We start from the raw sequence: 19,763 nt of genomic DNA on the forward strand, positions 1-19,763 counted from the left end.
AGCAAATGAATTACTTCATTTGCTCTTTTTTTGAGTAAAATAAATTTATTTCAATGGCATTATTAATCTGTCTAATTTATAAATAATAATGTCCTTAGTTTCTTCCTTCTTCTCTTGTACAACCGCATTCTCTATTTTCAATTCTTTTTTATTAGTTAGAGATACAGATTGTTTATTAATGGTATTTAATTTTTCTTTCCTTTTCAATTCATCAAGATTTAATCGCTCAGGGATTACATGATAGCTTAATAGTTGAACTAACCCCTCTTTGTTCTCTTCATCCATAAAATTCTCCCAAACATCACTTGGCAACATTTTTATAGCTCTATTAGTGGGAATCATTAAAGTCATTTTATCCAATTTAGCGATTGCTTCAGATAGTTCCGCTTGTTCAATGGCTTGATAAAAAATTGAAAACTCTGGATTGTCCTTTATGGTTTTAATAATTCTATCAACTTCTTCAGGATTTATCTTTTTTGAGTTGGACTTTTCAATTGGGATAGCAAAAGATTTTGTTCCAATAATTGAAGCTACTATTATCCCAATAAATAAAATTAAATCTCTTCTTTTCATTTCTCTTTATTTATAATTACCGTCTTTATAATTTTAATTAGAATACTAACACGCAATTATAAATTATGTTTAACTTATTTTGAATAATAATTAAACAAAATAGATTTACTCAAATTCAGATCTTTTTTCAGGGTTGTATTTTACGAAAAGATTGATGTATGCGGAACGGGACAATCGAAAAGTAAGTGGTATCATTAGCAGCGACAGAGAAACGGATAGGGTGATAATCAACCAAAGTTCTGCAAAGCCCAATACATTTAAAGCTACAAATACTGTGATTATTAATGCAACCTGCATGGCATAACTGATATACATTGCGCCATCGAAAAAAGAAGGCTCGGACATATAGCGTAATCCGCAGTTAGAACAATGCTTGGGCATTTTCTGGAAGTTTTTGATGTCATAAGTTTTGGACTCGAACAAATCACCTTCATGACACCTAGGGCATTTATAATTGAATATGCTATATAGTTTATTTCCTTTTTTCATGCTGCTTAATCTCTTTTTAGGTTATTGAATTTAGAGGTGGTTTATTATGCCTGATACTTATATCTTCTCCAGAGAAGAAAAGGTTATATGTTTTTTTTTTTCAAAAACAACATCTATAATTTGACTCTACAAATGACCGATAATCGTAAATGAATGTTTGTAACCTAAGTATCATTTAGGTATTCAGCCATCTCCAAAATTTGCCTAAAAGCGTTTTGGGTTTAGGCTTTTTAATTCTATCAACTTCCTCAACCTCTTTTTTCTTCTTTTTGGGTTTATTCTTCTGCTCTATTTGTTTTGGTTTCAATACTTTCTCCTTATAAAATTGTTCCCGCTTTTTCTTCTTTTCCTTTTCAATCCGCTCACGTTTTCTAGCCTCCTTTTGTTCCTGTCTTTTTCTTATTTGAGCAGGACTTAACTCAGACTTCTTATTTCTTCTGCCTGTTCTCTGATGTCTAGGCTTACCATAGGTCTTTTTTGGTTTTTCTTTAGCTTCTTCTTTTGGCTCAGGTTCAGCTTTAGGTTTAGGCTCAGGTAAATCAATTTTACCAACAACATTTAAGCCCTTCAATTCCATTTTGGGAGCCTTTATAACCAATTCACTATCAGCATCATCTTCCTGTTGTTCTAATAATTCACCAACCGTCTTAAAAGATTTTTTCTTTTCTTCTTTTATTTCAGAAGGCGACTCCTCTTCTACCTCAACTTTTTCAAGCTTTGCTTCATCTTCCTGCTCAGCTTGTTGCTCATCCAACAAATCCTGATTTTCTTTTTCATGAGCCTCATCTCCCTCTTTATCAGGTATTATCTCTTCCGAATTTGATTCAGTTATTGATTCCTGCACAATTTCCTCATTCTCTTCAATTTCAAAATGCTTATAAAGTAATTTTAATGCGTCTTCTCCTAATTTTGTATTGGAATCTTTTTCAATTGTAATACCTCTTATTTCAAGGAAATCAACAATATCTTCTGTGGTGATGGAAAGTTTTCTCGCTACTTGGGCAAGTCTCATGGTTATTAATGGTTATAAACTAGTGATTTGCAAATATATCATAATAAGGAAGATATATGAATATTTTATCACTGGTGTCAAAAAATGGAGGCATAACACCCCCATTTTATAATTTATATATTTAATTATCTATTCTCCTTGACCTAATGAAAAACCTAATGCGCCATCAAAAGTATATAAGTTTTCAGTTTTGATGATGTCATAGCCATTTTCATTAAGCTTATTCATCAAGGCTAATACTTCTTTATATTCAATGGTTTTATAATCCGGCTTCCCTTCAATTACTTCTGCATTTTTAGAAATAAACCTACATCTCCAATGATCTGTGCAAAAAGTAGAATCCATTCCGCCTGGATATACTTTTACGCCTCTATTAGTAACCATTTTGAGCTTTAAGAAATCTTTGGAATTTTGTATTAATGCATCACCGAATTTATTGGCGTCTCTATCTCTCTCATCTATAAAAATATCAACACCAACTAATTTCTTTTCCTTTGGAGCATGCGTTTTTTCTTGGATATTAATCCTGAAATCTTCTCCCTCTTTTACCTCAATTTTCTTGAAATGAGATGGAACTTGTCCTAATCTTTCAATTACGGCATCGGCAAATTCCATAGTGCCTACTTTTTGCTTACTATGGCCTTCTTTGTAGATTTCTCCTGTATGAATGCCATCTTCTAAGGTTGTCAGCCATGCGTTATGGATTAAGGCTGCTTTTTCAACTTCTCCAAAGTATTGTAACATTTGAATAGCTCCGTGCAATAGACCGGATGGGTTGGCAATTTTCTTGCCCGCAATATCAGGTGCAGAACCATGGATTGCTTCAAACATAGCATAGTCTTTACCAATATTGGATGATCCGGCTAATCCAACTGAGCCAGAAATTTCAGCTGTGACATCAGATACGATATCCCCATATAAGTTTAGCGTTACAATCACATCATAATCCTCTGGGCGGTTAGCTATCCTTGCTGTTGCGATATCAATAATTTGGCTTTCAGCTTGAATGTCAGGATATTCTTTCGCTACCTCTTTGAATACACTGTGGAATAAACCATCGGTTACTTTCATGATATTATCTTTCACCAAGCAAGTAACTTTTTTACGGTTATATTTTTTTGCATATTCAAATGCATATCGACAAATTTTTTCCGAGCCGGGTCTCGAAATTAATTTGAGACACTGCGCCACCTCATCAGTTTGCTGATGCTCAATACCAGCATATAAATCTTCCTCATTTTCACGCACTACAACCAAATCCATTACCGGATGTTTGCTTTCCACAATAGGGTGGTAAGAAACCGCAGGACGTACATTAGAAAATAATCCAAGTGATTTCCTAATTGTAACGTTCAAACTTTTATATCCAGAACCTTGAGGAGTTGTGATAGGAGCCTTTAAAATCACTTTCTTTTTATGGATAGCTTCCCAAGCACTTTCCGGAATTCCTGAAGTATTTCCGGACAAATAAGCCTGCTCTCCAATTTCGATATGGTCTGCATCTAGACTTACGTTTGCCGCTTCCAAAATTTTTAAAGTAGCGTCCATTATTTCAGGACCAATTCCATCTCCTTTTGCAACTACTACCGGAAGAGGTTTAGTAGTTTTCTTTAAATAATCTGCATTAACAGAGTCTTTCATGTGTCTTTATTTTATTTTAAAATTGTCACACAGAATAGTCAAAGTTTAATAAGCCTCTCACCAACCATAATTATTTCATTTGATTTAATTCAGTTAGTTCACTTCGATTTATGACTATTTCATGACTGGATTTTTATGTTCTATAAACTATTATTTCCGAATGAAGGGTAATTTCATTAATGAGGATATACACGTTATAATTGTACTAATGTTGATATAACCCCTAAAATCATTGCAAAAATAGTGCAGAAGGCGTTGGAATCAAAGCGCTTGTAAGTTTTAAACAGAAGTGATAGGAATCAGGCTGTTAATTCAGGCTCAGGCTTGTCTTTTGGGAGGCACACGCCAGGCGGTAAATCCAATACCGGATCATCATCATTTTCATTGGAACCTCCTCCGCCACCCCCGTCTTCATCATCGGAATTATTGCCGTTTTTTAATACCCATCTTATGAAGTAGGAAACCAAAAAAGCACAACTTGCCACCAAAATGATGTAGTCGGGATTTTCGATGATATATTGAATGAAAGTTTCCAGCATTTATTCTAATACAAATTTTTAGCTAAAAGCATTCAAAAGTTAATCAATTTATCATCAAAATGTTAAATGATTAGGCGGGAAATTTAAAAAGTACCGTTAAAAGTCTTAGTTATTGTATTACGATGAGGGCGATTTTAAACAGGGAATTATAAGGTCGCACCTAACGGAGCTTAAGTTAAACTTTATTTATTTGAGTTACCAAAATTCGAACCCTACAGGGTCATCTTGGTAGTTTTACCAATTGATTTGCTCTATATAAAAGGCTAAAATACTCAATTAATTGGCATGCTCTTAAAAAGAAAAAGATAATGAACTTAATTCAAATCAATTTATAATAATGCAATTAAAGAAGATTAAAGATTTTTGTATTCTCACTATTTTGATAGATCGTAGATTTAATACGTCCCAGAGGGACGGTCATATGGTAACTTCAATCATTATACTAATACCAAGCTCCGTAGGAGCGACCTTATATTGAATTAGTGTTAACAAATTTCGCAATTCTAATATTACACTTATACATTATAATTCCATCAAAACCCCATCTTCTCATACCAAGCATATACTTTCTTCAGTCCTTCCGGAAATCGAACCTGAGGTTTATAGCCTAAAAGATTTTCAATTTTAGAAATATCAGCTTTGGAGTGTTTCACATCCCCAGGTCTTTCAGGACCATAGTTTGGCTTCAAGTCTTTGCCACTTAAATCCTGCAATAAACCAATCATATCATTCAAACTCATCTGGTCGCCACAGGCTACATTGTAAATTTGGTTTAATGCTTTCTTATTTTCAGTAAAAAGCGCTAAGTCATTGGCATGGATGGCATTTTCCACAAATGTGAAATCCCTACTGGTTTCTCCATCTCCATTTATGGTTGGCTCATTACCATGAATAAATGCTTTGCAGAATATTGGAATCACGGCCGCATAAGGATTATCAGGATTTTGTCTTGGACCGAAAATATTAAAATATCGAAGCCCCACATAATTCAGTCCGTAAGTCTTTTGGAAAACTTCCGCATATAATTCCACCGCATATTTCGTGACTGCATAAGGACTCAAAGGATTGCCAATGTTGTTTTCTTGTTTTGGTAAACTAGGACTGTCTCCATAAGTGCTGGACGAACAAGCCAAAACCACTCTATCAATTTTATTCTGAACCGCTGCATACAAAATGTTTACTGTTCCGTCAATATTGACTTTAGTGCTTTGCATTGGGTTTTCTATGGAGCGCGGAACTGAACCTAAAGCTGCCTGATGGCTAATGAGATCAAAACCTTTGGTGAGTTCCAGCATTTTTTCATAGTCACAAATATCTTCTTCGAAAAACTCGAATTTGGGATGGTCTTCAAATTCTTTTATATTGCTATAGTACCCATTTGAGAGATTGTCAATCAACCTAACCTTCTCTACCCTATCATCATTCAAATACTTTTCTACCAAATTGGAGCCTATGAAACCCGCTCCTCCCGTAATAATGATTTTCTTTTGCGACATTATGAATTCTTATTTGTGGGCAAAGATAGGAACTCTATTCCTTTTAGGAATGAGAAAATTATTTAAACTTCAAAATCCGTAATTAAACTATGAGGTGTACTAAAATTTAAACAGAGTACTCAAGATTACTCCTCCACAAACTCTTGCCAGTGTTTGAAATCATCTTCCTTCATGACCTTGGCCATTTTCACCTGTCCGCCTTTATGCTTATTGGCATCGTTCCATTCAAGAAATTTATCGGCAGATATTAGACTTACTTTCACATCTTTCAAGGCTTTATCTCTGGCTACTTTGTAATTCTTATTACTGTTTTTGAGATGATCATCCAAATGGTTTTTGATATCCTCATTTTTGATATTACTCTTAATTTCCTCTAAACCGAGATACCAATGGTGGATATATTCCCCATTTTCTTTGACTGCAGAAACAGTAAATTCTTTAATGTTCAATGGAAAATTTTCATTCAAGCTTTCAATAGCATCATCCATTTTATTAACTGAAAGTTGAGAGCCTACCACATTGAGAAAGAATTTGGTTCGACCCGTTATTTTTATTTCAGATCTTTTAATATCCGTGAATTTGATAGTATCCCCGATCATATATCTCCATGCACCGCTAACAGTGGATATCAATAAAATGTATTCCTTTTCCTCCTCTACTTGTGCAATATCTAAAGCCTTTATTTCAGGATTGATCTTACCCGATTCCAAAACACTGTCTTCCTTAAAAGGCACAAATTCGAAATAGACGCCATTGTCACACAGCAATTGCATGGCATCCGTATCAGGTCTGGTTTGAGTGGCTAAATACCCTTCAGAGGCTAAATAAGTATCAATGTATTGGACAGGCTTGCTAAATAATTTTTCAAAACTCTTTTTATATGGATCTAAAGCCACTCCTCCTGAAGTGTAAACCGCCAAGTTAGGCCAAATATCATGTATGGAATCTGCTTTGTGATATTCCATCACTCTTTCCAACATTAATTCAATCCAAGAAGGAATACCTGAAATAGAGCCTATATCCCATTTTTTGGCTTCTTTTGCTATAGCCTCCACTCTTTCGTCCCAATCATCAATGCTACTTATTTTTTCCCCCGGCTTATAAAAATTTCGAAACCAATTTGGAATATTGTAAGCACTAATTCCGCTGATTTCCCCTTCCAAATGGCCATTTACATTTTTGAGATTAGTACTGGAGCCTAACATTAAAATTTGCTTGGTGAAAAAGCTTTCTGGCAAATCCTTAAAATTAGAAAGGCTTAAAACTTGTTGAATTCCAGCATTCCTGATGCTTTCCAGCATAACATCAGTTACTGGTATGTATTTGCTGTGCCCTGTTGTACCGGAGCTTACTGCAAAATTATTAACTTTATCTGGCCAGCAGATATCAGCTTTACCTTCCCAAGATTTCTTCCACCAAAATTCCATATCATCATAGTCATGATACGGTACTTCTTTTGAAAAACTGTCTGATATGTTATTTGATTTTAATAACTCTTCAAAACCATAATATTTACCAAAAGCAGTGTCTTTAGATTTTTGGAGTAATTCCTTAAGGGTTTCTTTTTGAGCTTCCACAGGGGAATTGTGCTTTTTAAACTTACTCCCAACTTCTATTGCCGCCTTAATAATATTACTGATGATTTCCATGAAAAAATATTAGGTAAAAAATGTCTTGAAGAATTATTTACTTCTCAATTTAACCGAAATACTTCTCCAAGGTTACGGCTACCCCATCTTCTTTCCCTGGCAGTGTAACTTCATCTGCCACATTTTTCACTTCCTCTTTAGCATTACCAACTGCTACCCCACAACCGACTGCTTTTAGCATCTCGATATCATTATAATTATCACCAAAAGCAATTACATCTTTCATTTCAATATTTAATTCAGCCTGAAGCAATTGATTTAAAGCACTGGCTTTTGAAATTTCCAATGGTGCTATTTCAAGATAGGTGTCTTTAGAGCGATATAAATGCAATGGAGCTTTCATAGATTTCAACTCATTGATTAAAGCATCAATCAGACTTGGTTCACCCATACACATAATTTTATGCGCTCCATTTTCTTCTGATTTCCAACTTCTCATCAAATCCAATCCAGATAGAATTGAAGCTTGCACTTTAGTGTTATGAATTTCTCTTTCCGTCCATTGATCCTTGGATGGCGCGTACCAATCATCTTCCAAATAAAAGCCTGCATGTAAATTTTTGTTGTGGCTCCATCTAGCAATGAATTCACATAATTCGAAAGGGATTTTTACTGAATCCAATATCTTAACCTCTTGCTTTTGGGAGATTATAAAACCTCCATTATAGCATATTAAGGGCTGATTAACGATATCCAAGGTTTCCTGTAAATGCCGCATGGCTGCAGGCATTCTACTAGATGCTAAAATAATGGCCACATCATTTTTAATATTTTTGATAATATCAACAGTTCTTTTCGATAATTCCCTTTCAGGATTCAAAAGAGTTCCGTCTATATCGGTACAGATTGCCTTGAACATATTCGCTTGAGCTTAAAATTTTCAAAATGCAAAACTAATGCTTTTCAGATAGTTCAAAACAATAGAAAAGATTATTTATCATGCCAATGCCCGTGTTCAGATGACCAAACTTTACCGGGAGGAGCTTCTCCGGGAGGCTGAGCCACAGGACCACTTTGAGTGTTCCTGTTATTTTGAACAGGACTTTGCTGCGAATTATAATAAACGGAAAATCCCGCTATGGCTATGATCACAACAAAAATGGCTATGTACATTAAGTTTTTGTTGTTGTTAATGCCTGAAGTCTCTTTGCCCATATGGCAATTCTTATACTTCTTTCCGCTGCCGCAATGGCAAGGGTCGTTTCTTCCTAATTCCTTCTTCATTTGAAATAGTATTTAATTGGAAATTAATTTACGAAAAATTTAGATATGATGCGATATTATTATTTTTATGGCAAACAAAATTCTACCTCCAATTAATTACCTGTATCTCATTTTCCTCCCTGTTTTTCATATTTTCTGGAAGGTGTTCTACTATTTCTTTTTGCAGGGCCTCAATTATCCTTCTTTTCAAGAAATCCCTTTTCATCACTAAGCTTACTTCTCGGAAAGGAGTGGGTTTCTTAAATATTCGAAGCTTTTTTTGGTCTTCCTCTGATAAATCAAAAGTAGCTAATTCTGGCAGTAAAGTTACGCCTCCTTGTTTATCCACCATTCTTTTTAAAGCCTCCAAAGAACCACTTTGATAATTCAGGATATTATCAAAATTTCGATTCTGACAAATATTCAATACTTGTTCACGAAAACAATGTCCTTCATTAAGTAACCACAATTCATTATTTTCTAAATCATTGCCCGATATTGCTTTATCTGCAGGCTCTAAATCAGTTTTATGGGCATAACCCAAAAATTTTTCATAATAAATAGGGATTTCCCTAAATGAATGATCATTCAATGGGCCAACCAAGATCCCTACATCTATTTCCTCAGATTTAATCTTAGCCAATGTATCTTCCGTTAGTAATTCCTGCACTTGAATATGAATAGCGGGATATTTATTCATAAAGCTTTTAGCAAATAATGGCAAAAGATAAGGAGCAATAGTAGGAATCACTCCGATTTTCAAAGTACCGGAAACCTCCAACTTTTGATCCTCAATTATTTCCTCCATCTTTTTGGCTTCGTTAACTACTTTACGAGCTTGTTCTAAAATCAAGGTACCAAGTTCAGTCGGCACAACAGGTTGTCGGCTTCGGTCAAAAATTTTAACCCCTAAGTTATCTTCTAATTTGTTTATTTGCATACTTAAAGTAGGCTGGGTAATAAAGCTTTGCTCAGCCGCTTTCCCAAAATGACGGTAAGTATCCAATGCGATGATATATTCAAGTTGAGAGATTGTTGCCTTCATGTGTAATTTATTTTCTTTTATTAGCCATAACTTGTCCCCTATTAATCAGGATAGCATCTTTTAATAAAAATTCCGGCAGGCAGGCATCTACAACAAATTTAAAATCCGAATCTGAATTCTTAATGTTGATTTCATTGTGCTAAGGAATTTTCATTTAAATTATTTATACCTGCAATTTAAATAATTGCTCTAAAATAATAGCTCTATTATTTAGAATTAATCCAATTATGATTAAATTTGCCTTCGAAATTTAAAAAATACAAACAAAATGAAAAATATATTTATTGCACTTTTAGCCATTAGTACCCTTTGGGCATGTTCTAAAAGCTCAAATAAAGAAGGGGAATCAAAAGAAAGTAAAGAAGTAAATGTTTATACTCACAGACATTACGAAGCTGACCAACAACTTTTTAAAGATTTCGAGAAAAAGACGGGTATCAAGGTAAATGTAGTAAGTGCAAATGCTGACGAATTAATTCAAAAAATGACTTTGGAAGGAGAAAATTCCCCAGCAGATGTGTTGATTACAGTTGATGCCGGAAGACTACACAGAGCAAAAGAAGCCGGATTATTACAGGCGGTTAATTCCGAAACATTAAATAACACTATCCCATCAAACTTAAGAGATGTTGACAACCAGTGGTTTGGACTAACAGTAAGAGGCAGGGTTATTATTTACAATCCTGAGAAAATCCAGCCTGAAAAAATTGCAACCTATGAGTCACTAGCCAATCCAGACATCAATGGAAGGTTGTTGATTCGTTCTTCTTCTAATATTTACAATCAATCATTAATGGCTTCTATCATTGAGCATAATGGAGAAGAAGCAGCTTCAACTTGGGCGAGCTCAATAGTGAAAAATATGGCTAGAGATCCAAAAGGTGGGGACAGAGACCAAATTAAAGCTGTTTACGCAGGAGAAGGTGATGTAGCAGTTTCCAATACATATTATTATGGAAAAATGTTGAATTCTTCTAGCGAAGAAGAAGTAAAAGTAGCCAAAGCAGTGAAGTTATTATTCCCTAACCAAGAGGGACGAGGAACCCACATTAACGTAAGTGGAGCTGGAGTTGCAAAATATGCTCCCAACAAAGAAAATGCCGTAAAATTCATTGAATTCTTGGCATCAGAAGAAGCCCAAAAAGTATTTGCAGGTGTGAATTATGAATATCCTGTAAACGAAAAGGTAGAATGGGCGCCTACTTTAAAAGAATGGGGAGAATTCAAGCAAGATGATTTAAACCTTTCTGTTTTAGGAGAAAATAATGATTTAGCAGTTAAAATATTTGACAGAGCGGGTTGGAAGTAATTGGTGAGTAAGCTAAAGTCCATTATAAAATTTAAAAGGTATGCCAATGGTTGGTCCTTTGCATTAATTGCACTGGTGCTGATTATTGGCTTACCTATTTATACCCTTTTTTTTAAGCTTTTCGATGAAACAACTGATAGTGTTTGGGGGCACCTAGTAAACACTGTTCTAACTGACTATATTCTGAATTCAATAGGCTTGGTGATAGTCGTGAGCATTCTTACACTACTTACAGGAATTTCATCAGCTTGGATAGTTAGCACATGCAATATTCCATTTCGCAGGCAGTTCGAATGGATGTTGATACTCCCTTTGGCCATTCCAACCTACATAGCAGCTTATACTTATGCTGGTATTTTTGATTATACAGGCCCCATCCAGATATTTTTAAGGGATATCGGCTTTTCTGACTTGGTTTATATTGACATTATGAATTTCTGGGGAGTGGCAGTAGTAATGTCATTGGTACTGTCCCCCTATGTTTATGTGGTGGCACGGTCCACTTTTATGAGCCAATCAGCCACTTTGTTGGAAGCCTCAAGGATTTTAGGCAGTTCCGCATGGAGAACATTTTTCAAAATTGCATTACCTATCAGTCGCCCCGCTATTATTGGTGGCTTATCCTTGGTGATGATGGAGGTTTTGAATGATTATGGAGCTGTAAAATATTATGGTATCAGCACCTTTACTACTGGAATATTCCGGGCATGGTTTTCATTTGGAGATCCAAATTCGGCCATCAACTTATCTGGTATTCTCATGGGATTTATATTCATAATGATCATGACCGAAAGATTGCAAAGGGGAAAAGTAAAATTTGATGAAGGTGCCAGAATAGGCCGACAACTCAAAAGATATCAATTGAAAGGTTGGAAAAAGTTTTTCGCCTGGATGGTCTGTTTCATTCCATTGTTTCTAGGATTTATTGCTCCTGTTTTTCAATTAATTCTGTGGTCATTTCAAACCATAAAGAAAATTATTGATTTCGATTTTCTGATTTTGATGGCAAATAGCTTTGGTCTTGCGTTGTTGGCAGCTGTTTTATGTGTGGGATTTTCAGTTATCATTTTATTTGCGGTTAAAGTCAATAAGAACAAATTTTTTAGTTTGCTGGCAAAGTTTGCAGCATTAGGCTACTCCATTCCCGGTGCAGTTATTGCCATCGGCATTATGATTCCATTGCTAGGGTTGGATAAATTCTTGATTTCTACTTGGCAAGATAGTTTCAATATGAAAATCGGATTGATATTCAGTGGAACTATTTTTGCCCTAACTTTTGCTTATATAGTCCGATTTTTAACTGTTTCTTTAAACCCAATTGAGGCAGCTTTTAAGAAGACCGGAGATAGCATAGATGAAGCTTCTTACTCTTTAGGTGCAGGCTCTATTAAAACATTAATGAAGGTGAATTTGCCCTTAATTAAAAGCGCACTAATTTCAGGAGGAATTTTAGTGTTTGTAGATATTTTGAAAGAACTTCCACTTACTTTAATTTTACGACCGTTTAATTTTCATACATTGGCGACCAAAGCCTATGAATTGGCAAGCGATGAATTGATTGCAGAATCGGCAACACCTTCGCTCATTATTATCGTTATTGGCACCATACCGATTATTATTTTAAATAGGCTCATGAAAAACACTAAAGCTGATGGAAGTACTATCAATTAAAAATTTACATAAAAGATTTGGTAAGAAGCTTCAGTATGCGGTCAATAATGCAAACCTAAGCGTGAACAAAGGTGAACTTTTAGCTTTAGTTGGAGAAAGTGGAAGCGGAAAAACCACTTTATTAAGATTAATTGCCGGCTTCGAAGAGGCAGATGCTGGACAGATACTAATTAATGGTGATAAGGTAGTGGATGATAATTTTAGCATGAAACCTGAGAAAAGAAAAATCGGAATGGTTTTTCAGGATTATGCTCTATTTCCCCATTTAACAGTAGCCGAAAACATAAAATTTGGCCTATCTAAAAGCCAGTTCCCCAATTTGAATGAAAGGGTAAGAGAAGTGACTGATATGGTGGGCTTAAGTAGCTATGCCAAACGTTATCCACATCATTTATCAGGCGGACAACAGCAAAGGGTTGCCTTAGCCAGAGCATTAGCACCCAATCCAGGTTTGATTTTATTGGATGAACCTTTTAGTAATTTGGATGCTGTATTAAAAGATCAAGTTCGTGAAGAAGTTAGGAGCATAATCAAAAAAGCAGGGGCAACCGCTTTGTTCGTAACCCACGATATGCGGGATGCACTTTCCTCTGCCGATAGAATAGCTATATTAAAAGACGGTAAAATCCAGCAGGTGGGTACTCCTAGGGAATTATATGAAACACCCAAAAACCTATATGTAGCCAGTTTCTTTGGAAAAATTAATGCAATGAATGCTACTGCCGAAAATGGTACTTATAAACTAAAAGCTGGTGAAATTAACGGTGCTAAAACCGATAAAACAGGTCAAGTTTTAATTGCTATCAGACCTGAAAACATTGAAATCTTAACAGAGCCACAAGAAAACGCTTTCCCGGCAAAAGTTGAACTTGCACAGTATTTTGGAGATCATCAGCAAGTTCATGCGGATATAGGAGCCGAAACCCATGTAGTAATCCATGCTCATGAAAAAATTCTATTTGATAAAGGGGATAACATTTATTTAAGGTTCAACCCTAATAAAATCCACGTTTTGGATACCTGCTGGTATCCGGGATTGGTAAGTTAATCATGAAATAACATCTCTTTCATTACTCCTGTTTTAAAATCTAATGCAAGCCATTATTATTTTGGCTGAATATTTGTGATATTTATAGGGTATTAAACATAAGCACATATGAAATTTATATTCTGTTTATTCATTTCAATTACACTTTTATCATCATGTGACTTCTTAAATGATGCGATAGAAGAGCAAGAAAACACCATCAACATTGCAGAAGGATTAAAAGAAGCCTTGAGAGTGGGCACTGATACTGCCACTTCCAAATTAGCAGTAGTTGATGGCTATTTAAGGGACGAAGCAGTAAAAATCTTTCTACCTGATGAATTAGAAGCACAAATTAATGCCTTAAAAGCAGTAGAAATTGATGTCTTTGGACTAGGTACTATAACTGGGGATCAAATTTACAATACAGGTATTCCTTTCTTGGGCATCAACAGTTTGGCAGAAAAAGAGGAAGAATTGATAGTAGGAATTAATCGTGCTGCTGAAGAAGCCGCTAAAGAGGCAGGTCCAGTATTTTTTGATGCCATTCGTGGCATTACCATTACAGATGCAGAAAATATTTTATATGGATCAGACACTGCGGCAACTGCTTATTTAATTGACAATACTTACCAATCACTATTTGACACATTTGAGCCAAAAGTAAATACTGCTGTTAATTCTGTAACCATCGGAGAAAGAACAGTGGAAGAGCTATATAGTAATTTTGTTAGCGAGTATAATGAAATTTTAAACACCTCTATTCCCATAAGTTTATTAGAATCTCAAACCCTAGGTTCCATTTCTGGAATCAACACCATAGATGAAGCAGATATTTCAGCTTATGCCACTGAAAGAGGTTTGGATGGCTTGTTCTTAAAAGTACAAGATGAAGAAGCCAATATTAGAAACAATGTGAACGCAAGGGTGACCACTATTTTGGAAGAGGTTTTTGGACTCTTAGATTAATATAATAATGCATGCAAGTGATTAGATCACAGGCATGCATTTTTATTAGGCAGTTGCAAATTGATTGCAGCCAAAATTTGCACCCGTTATAAATTCAATGTTTTTAGCGTTTTTATCTATTGCTTTTCCTTCGTTTAAAACTGGAATGATGAAATCAGGATCCATTTTTGATTCCAAATGGCTTAATTTATTGCATTCTCCGTAATTATCTCTCTGCGCAACAACTGGTGCCTGAGGCTCCCAATGATTACAATTTGAACAAGTATTTTCCATGATTTTATGTTTTGTTTCAACTACTAAATGAATTTCAAGACACAATTGTTCATTCAAATATCTTAATTACGATAGTTTATAATTAAACTAAATAAAACTATAACAGCAACTAAGGCATACAACATAAACTATCAATATTGAAAATATTCTATTCCTCAAGTCATTTTTCTTAATCTGGTTGCCACATTTAAAAAGATAAATCCAACCAAAGCAACTGCAGCGCCCGTAAAAAATACTTTCTCAAAATTTACGACCGAATTTTCATACACCCAACCTGAAATAAAAGCTCCCATTCCAATTCCTATTTCCAGAAATATATAGAGTGTGGCCAACGCCTTTCCTCGTTTATGGTCTTCCGCCAAGTCAATGGCCCAAGCAAAAACTGTAGGGGAGTTCATCCCTACCCCTATTCCAAATATAATTCCTGCACCGATTAAGGATAACAAAGAATTAGAAAAAGCAATTAAAATCATGGCAACAGAAAGTACAAAAGAAGAAACTTTAAGTACCTTAACCCTGCCAATTTTATCCGAGATCTTCCCTGCAAATATTCTAACGCCTAGGGAAGCTAAAACAAATACCGCAAAGAATAAACCTTTATTGCTGATACCCAAATGAGTACTATAATCCGGCATAATAGTAAGGACCAAACCAAAAGAAAAAACTGAAAGCGCCATAAATACAGCCGGAACCAAAACTCTTTTTTCTATAATTTCAGAACGATTGAGCTTAAGTAAATTAAAATTGAATTTGACCCGATCTGCAAGCGTTTCGTTCATCCCTGACAATATTATAACACTCAATATTGCAGTAATAGCAGAAGCATAAAAGACATAGTCAATCGGAAAAGCACTGCCGATATAGCCTCCTATCGCATTACCAGAGGCAGTTCCCACACTAATAGCCACCCCAATTATTCCCATGGCCTCTCCTCTCCTATTGATGGGTACAATATCTGCTACATAGGCCGCATTGCCAGTGGGCGTAAAACCTGTTGAAAATCCATGTAACAAGCGAAGTGCAAAAAAGGCGAAGATTCCTGTTACAAAAGGATAAGTTAATCCTGCAACAAAACAAACTGTTGCGCCAAAAATCATAACGGGCAACCGACCAATTTTATCAGCAAGTTTACCACTAAAAGGCCTGGACAGCCCCGCTGTTATGGTAAATAAAGAAATGATCAGCCCTTTATATTCTCCTCCTCCTAAAGAGGTAAGAAAATCAGGCAGCATGGGAATGATCATATTAAAACTGGCAAAAAATAAAAAAGCACTAAAACCTAGTGCTATAAAAGGGCCATTGATCAGTCGTGCATGCTTCATGATGCGAATTAAAGGAAAATGAGATAATTATTCATCTTAAATCCAGACAATTAATATCCAAATAAATGTTGCAAAGGTTTATTCTATCTCAGCTGATGCTAACTTCCCCGCTAATACTAGTTTCTTCCTATTTAAGAATATGAAATATCAAGTATTCCTTTCCTCTACAATAATCTATTGCGTTTTTATATTTCCAATCGTGAGGCTCCCTTACAATACTAACTTACACAGCAGATTATGTATATACTCCCGATATTATATTCTGCAACTTATTAGATATACACAATCCGATCAACTTTATTATGAAAGATGAGTCCCATGTCTTTTAGCTAAAAATAGTGAAATTTATATTATTCCTTCCAGAAAGGTATTTTAAAATACACTTCACCATTCCGCCTCACGAATAGAGTATGCTCTCCTTTATCTAGATCATGGATGGAAATAATATTCACTAACCCTAAAAAGTTTGATTCCGGCAAATTTGAAAATCTCCAGTTTTTAGACTCAACTTTTCCTGAATCGATCTCTAATTGAAAATAAGAAGATAAAATTCCTAACCTATCAGTTTTATTTAGTTTTTTTTGTTTATTTAATCTTTGTGCAAGTTCACTGTCAATCCTATTTCTATATTTAATAGTCAGTTCCAAATAATCCTCAGAAATATTGTAAGATTGAATGGCCCCAATCCTAATTCTTTCGTTTTCGGGGATTTGATCTAAATAAAGATGGTAGTTGAAGTGGGGTAATGTATTATCATAAAAACTATGGTTGTGAGAAAATGGAACATTAAAATTCAAAGCTTTAAATATATTCCGATAGCTTACTAAAAAAGATATTAAAAAAAAGAAAATAGCATAAACAACTATCTTCCATCGGCTAAAATTACTTATCAAGGTGTAATAATAAGTTCTATACAATGGGGATAAAGACAGCAATGAAAGTACCTTATATAATGGATAATAAATTTTGCTTATTATTTCATTTTTCTTCAAAATTCCGAAAGAAAAAAAATCAATCAGCAATATGAAAAATGGGATCAGTATTATAAAAAGAAACCCTTTGGCTAAACCAAGATAACCTATCAGCAAAGCCAATAAAGTAAATAAGAAAACAAGTCCTACTGTCACTATCAGTAACCAAAAAGACAGGGAGAAAATAAATCCAGCTGCTTTTCCCAAATATTCTATTTGGTGATCAATAGTTGAGATTTTTTTAATTTTCCTCGTGAAGAAATCTGAAAAATTAAGTCGCTCAAAATTTATTGAATTTGGAAAAGAGTATTTCGCTGAAATCCATGCAATCCAAAACCCTTTTAATATTAAATGAGTTGTAAAACCCACCGTTAATGTTGAGATAGAAAATGCCAAAAGTGCAAGAGCAATGTGTGTCCCCAAAAAGTGATATGGAGTGATTATTTCATTGAGTAAGAGAAAATGATCTGGAGCTTGAAATAAGGTATAGACTAGACCTCCAGATATAAGCATTTCTGGCTCCCAATTAAATCTTTGTATTTTATTGATCTTGCCTTTTTTCTCCATCTTTTAAATAACTAAATCCACCTTTGGTACACTTAACGAACCTGTACCAGCAACAAAGGGCACTACATATGTTATATTTATTAATTTAATAAAAAAATATTAAACTGTAAAATGACCTGAATGTAAAATATTATTTTATCAAAATCATTATTCACCAATCCTACCGAAATATTTCCCATTTCTTTCTATCTGAATACCGCCTTAAAATAGCCGTAATACCTTTTATACTTAATGCCTTACAACAAATTCAGGAAACAATCACTGCCGTACTTGGCGCGACTTTGGATCTTTTAATTTTCAATTATGTCGGTTAAAAAATAACCCAGCTTTTGCGAATATCAATTAAGACAAATTAGCCTTAAATAATATTTTTTTTGAATTATAAATTCATCGGAGGTAGGTTCATCTCAAATAAGAAACGATATTTTTTAAATCCCGGTCAGTAAGCCACCGACCGGGAGAAAGGATTAATTTTAAAAAAAAGTATTTTCTATATTGTTTTTGATTGATTCAACAGCAGCTTAATATCTTCAGCAATATTTCCAGATGGCCTTGCCGCATTGGCATTGACTATCTTTCCTTCTTGGTCTATCAGAATAAAGCGAGGAATACCATTAATAGCATAATTTTGCATGATAGAAGCTTCCCAAGCTCCCTCAGCATAAAGATGAATTCCTCCCAATTCCTTTTCCTTAACCATTTTCTTCCAAGGCTCTGGCGATGAATCAATGCTTATAGCAAGGAATGCTACACTATCATCTTCAAATTGTTGCTGTAATTCTTCCATATAAGGATGCTCAGAGATGCATGGACCGCACCAAGTTGCCCAAACATCAATATAAACCACCTTACCTTTGAAATCTTCCATAGTCATACTGTCACCCTCAAGACTTACATACTTGAAATCGGGAGCTGGATTGCCTTCCGCTAAAGATGCCAATACCTTAAGCTTATCCTCGACTACAGCTATTTTTTGTTTTGAAGGATCTAATGACTTCCATTCAGCCAATATGGACTCCCTATCTTCCTCATTCAACCTATTAAGATGAGTATTTATAGCCTCAAAAAGAAGCTTCTCTTTTATCAGATCATTGGGAATGGAATTGACCTCCTCTACTGATGCCATTACATATTCACTTGCATCCTGTGGGCCTTTATCCTTAAATTTTTCGCCCACTTTTTTAGTGATTTCACTTTGTAAATAAGGAACAAAATAATTGTATTCTAGATTGGAGGAATCATAAAGCTTAATACTATCCTGATAAGCATAAAACTCTTCACTTGGCTCAAATTGTTCCTTCATCACATAAGATCGATAATTAGGGTAGGATAAAAGATTATAATAAAATTCCCATTCATTATTTTTGAGGTACCAATTCATAAATTCCTGATCTTCAACTGATGAGTTATGTAGAATTTCTTCTTTTAAAGCAAAATTGTTTTGAAGTTTCATTACAAAACTATCCTCAGGAAAGCTGGCCAATTCCATAATCGATGGTAAGCTATCCTCCAATAAAACAATAGAGGCTAAAAAATTATTGATGGGTGCCCCAATACCCTTATATTGTAATGTTTCATCAAATTCTTCTGTATCGATGGTAAGGCTTAATTGATCACCCGGTCTTAAGTAGAGAGTAGAAATCTCCTCACCATGGGCAAAAACCAAAGTATTGGCTTTATCAAGTGGCAAATCCGCTTCAAACATACCCTCTTTGTTCATGTTAACAGTAACGGTCGTATCTTGAAGTCTAAATGAAACTACTTCCTCTTTTGGGTTTAAAACCTTTCCGCTGACTGAAGTTTGTAAATTTTCTTCATTAGGATTGCAAGAAGCCAATAGGAAAATAACTGTAATTGATAAAAGGTTAAATGTTTTCATTCTAAAGTAATTTATTAAGGTTCTAATAATTAAAACCCAATATAAATCAGATGATTTAGAATTTAAAGAATTAGTTGAAAAAAATATATGCTTTAGCCCGTACTTCAAATAGATAGTAGGTAGATTTA

General features: G+C 34.7%; 18 protein-coding genes. 4 read left to right on the forward strand and 14 right to left on the reverse strand.

Going from position 1 to position 19,763, the window contains the following annotated elements; translation table 11 throughout:
* Window positions 1–45: 45 nt before the first annotated feature.
* The 10 genes from ACFE0M_RS02085 to ACFE0M_RS02130 all read right to left on the reverse strand — a co-directional run bounded on the left by ACFE0M_RS02085 (window position 46) and on the right by ACFE0M_RS02130 (window position 9,647).
* Window positions 46–573, reverse strand: coding sequence for a fasciclin domain-containing protein (locus ACFE0M_RS02085; RefSeq protein ID WP_434544091.1), 528 nt, complete (start codon window positions 571–573; stop codon window positions 46–48).
* Between the two features lie 105 nt (window positions 574–678).
* Window positions 679–1,062, reverse strand: coding sequence for a DUF983 domain-containing protein (locus ACFE0M_RS02090; RefSeq protein ID WP_434544092.1), 384 nt, complete (start codon window positions 1,060–1,062; stop codon window positions 679–681).
* A 175-nt stretch (window positions 1,063–1,237) separates the two neighbouring features.
* On the reverse strand, window positions 1,238–2,074 hold the full coding sequence (locus ACFE0M_RS02095) for a hypothetical protein (RefSeq protein WP_434544093.1): 837 nt from the start codon (window positions 2,072–2,074) through the stop codon (window positions 1,238–1,240).
* A gap of 129 nt (window positions 2,075–2,203) precedes the next feature.
* A complete protein-coding gene (locus ACFE0M_RS02100) occupies window positions 2,204–3,715 on the reverse strand; it encodes an NADP-dependent isocitrate dehydrogenase (RefSeq protein WP_434544094.1) in 1,512 nt (503 codons plus the stop codon).
* Between the two features lie 299 nt (window positions 3,716–4,014).
* On the reverse strand, window positions 4,015–4,254 hold the full coding sequence (locus ACFE0M_RS02105; protein ID WP_434544095.1) for a hypothetical protein: 240 nt from the start codon (window positions 4,252–4,254) through the stop codon (window positions 4,015–4,017).
* 533 nt (window positions 4,255–4,787) lie between these two features.
* The gene (locus ACFE0M_RS02110; RefSeq protein WP_434544096.1) at window positions 4,788–5,750 is read right to left on the reverse strand and encodes an SDR family oxidoreductase; all 963 of its coding nucleotides are present in this window, start codon (window positions 5,748–5,750) and stop codon (window positions 4,788–4,790) included.
* A 125-nt stretch (window positions 5,751–5,875) separates the two neighbouring features.
* Window positions 5,876–7,399 (reverse strand): GH3 family domain-containing protein, encoded by a 1,524-nt coding sequence (locus ACFE0M_RS02115; RefSeq protein WP_434544097.1) that lies wholly within the window; start codon window positions 7,397–7,399, stop codon window positions 5,876–5,878.
* Between the two features lie 49 nt (window positions 7,400–7,448).
* Window positions 7,449–8,258 carry a Cof-type HAD-IIB family hydrolase gene (locus ACFE0M_RS02120; protein ID WP_434544098.1) on the reverse strand — a complete coding sequence of 270 codons (810 nt, stop codon included), beginning with the start codon at window positions 8,256–8,258 and terminating at the stop codon, window positions 7,449–7,451.
* Between the two features lie 71 nt (window positions 8,259–8,329).
* The gene (locus ACFE0M_RS02125) at window positions 8,330–8,623 is read right to left on the reverse strand and encodes an SEC-C metal-binding domain-containing protein (RefSeq protein ID WP_434544099.1); all 294 of its coding nucleotides are present in this window, start codon (window positions 8,621–8,623) and stop codon (window positions 8,330–8,332) included.
* 82 nt (window positions 8,624–8,705) lie between these two features.
* Window positions 8,706–9,647, reverse strand: coding sequence for a LysR substrate-binding domain-containing protein (locus tag ACFE0M_RS02130; RefSeq protein WP_434544100.1), 942 nt, complete (start codon window positions 9,645–9,647; stop codon window positions 8,706–8,708).
* 268 nt (window positions 9,648–9,915) lie between these two features.
* On the opposite strand from ACFE0M_RS02130, the gene ACFE0M_RS02135 reads away from it, so the two are divergent.
* The 4 genes from ACFE0M_RS02135 to ACFE0M_RS02150 all read left to right on the forward strand — a co-directional run bounded on the left by ACFE0M_RS02135 (window position 9,916) and on the right by ACFE0M_RS02150 (window position 14,623).
* Complete coding sequence (locus ACFE0M_RS02135) at window positions 9,916–10,956, forward strand: Fe(3+) ABC transporter substrate-binding protein (protein WP_434544101.1); 1,041 nt, start codon at window positions 9,916–9,918, stop codon at window positions 10,954–10,956.
* A 3-nt stretch (window positions 10,957–10,959) separates the two neighbouring features.
* Window positions 10,960–12,627 carry an ABC transporter permease gene (locus ACFE0M_RS02140; RefSeq protein ID WP_434544102.1) on the forward strand — a complete coding sequence of 556 codons (1,668 nt, stop codon included), beginning with the start codon at window positions 10,960–10,962 and terminating at the stop codon, window positions 12,625–12,627.
* Complete coding sequence (locus tag ACFE0M_RS02145; protein ID WP_434544103.1) at window positions 12,608–13,675, forward strand: ABC transporter ATP-binding protein; 1,068 nt, start codon at window positions 12,608–12,610, stop codon at window positions 13,673–13,675. Before ACFE0M_RS02140 ends, ACFE0M_RS02145 begins: the two co-directional genes overlap by 20 nt.
* 108 nt (window positions 13,676–13,783) lie before the next feature.
* Window positions 13,784–14,623 (forward strand): DUF4197 domain-containing protein, encoded by an 840-nt coding sequence (locus tag ACFE0M_RS02150; protein ID WP_434544104.1) that lies wholly within the window; start codon window positions 13,784–13,786, stop codon window positions 14,621–14,623.
* Between the two features lie 45 nt (window positions 14,624–14,668).
* Here the strand turns inward: ACFE0M_RS02150 and ACFE0M_RS02155 are convergent, their stop codons facing one another.
* The 4 genes from ACFE0M_RS02155 to ACFE0M_RS02170 all read right to left on the reverse strand — a co-directional run bounded on the left by ACFE0M_RS02155 (window position 14,669) and on the right by ACFE0M_RS02170 (window position 19,635).
* A complete protein-coding gene (locus ACFE0M_RS02155) occupies window positions 14,669–14,896 on the reverse strand; it encodes a hypothetical protein (protein WP_434544105.1) in 228 nt (75 codons plus the stop codon).
* A 155-nt stretch (window positions 14,897–15,051) separates the two neighbouring features.
* Window positions 15,052–16,218 carry an MFS transporter gene (locus ACFE0M_RS02160; RefSeq protein WP_434544106.1) on the reverse strand — a complete coding sequence of 389 codons (1,167 nt, stop codon included), beginning with the start codon at window positions 16,216–16,218 and terminating at the stop codon, window positions 15,052–15,054.
* 350 nt (window positions 16,219–16,568) lie between these two features.
* Window positions 16,569–17,756 carry a hypothetical protein gene (locus ACFE0M_RS02165; protein ID WP_434544107.1) on the reverse strand — a complete coding sequence of 396 codons (1,188 nt, stop codon included), beginning with the start codon at window positions 17,754–17,756 and terminating at the stop codon, window positions 16,569–16,571.
* Window positions 17,757–18,246: 490 nt separating this feature from the next.
* On the reverse strand, window positions 18,247–19,635 hold the full coding sequence (locus tag ACFE0M_RS02170) for a TlpA family protein disulfide reductase (RefSeq protein ID WP_434544108.1): 1,389 nt from the start codon (window positions 19,633–19,635) through the stop codon (window positions 18,247–18,249).
* Between the last annotated feature and the right edge of the window lie 128 nt (window positions 19,636–19,763).

Source organism: Marivirga sp. (assembly GCF_051117495.1).
Taxonomy (GTDB): Bacteria; Bacteroidota; Bacteroidia; order Cytophagales; family Cyclobacteriaceae; genus Marivirga.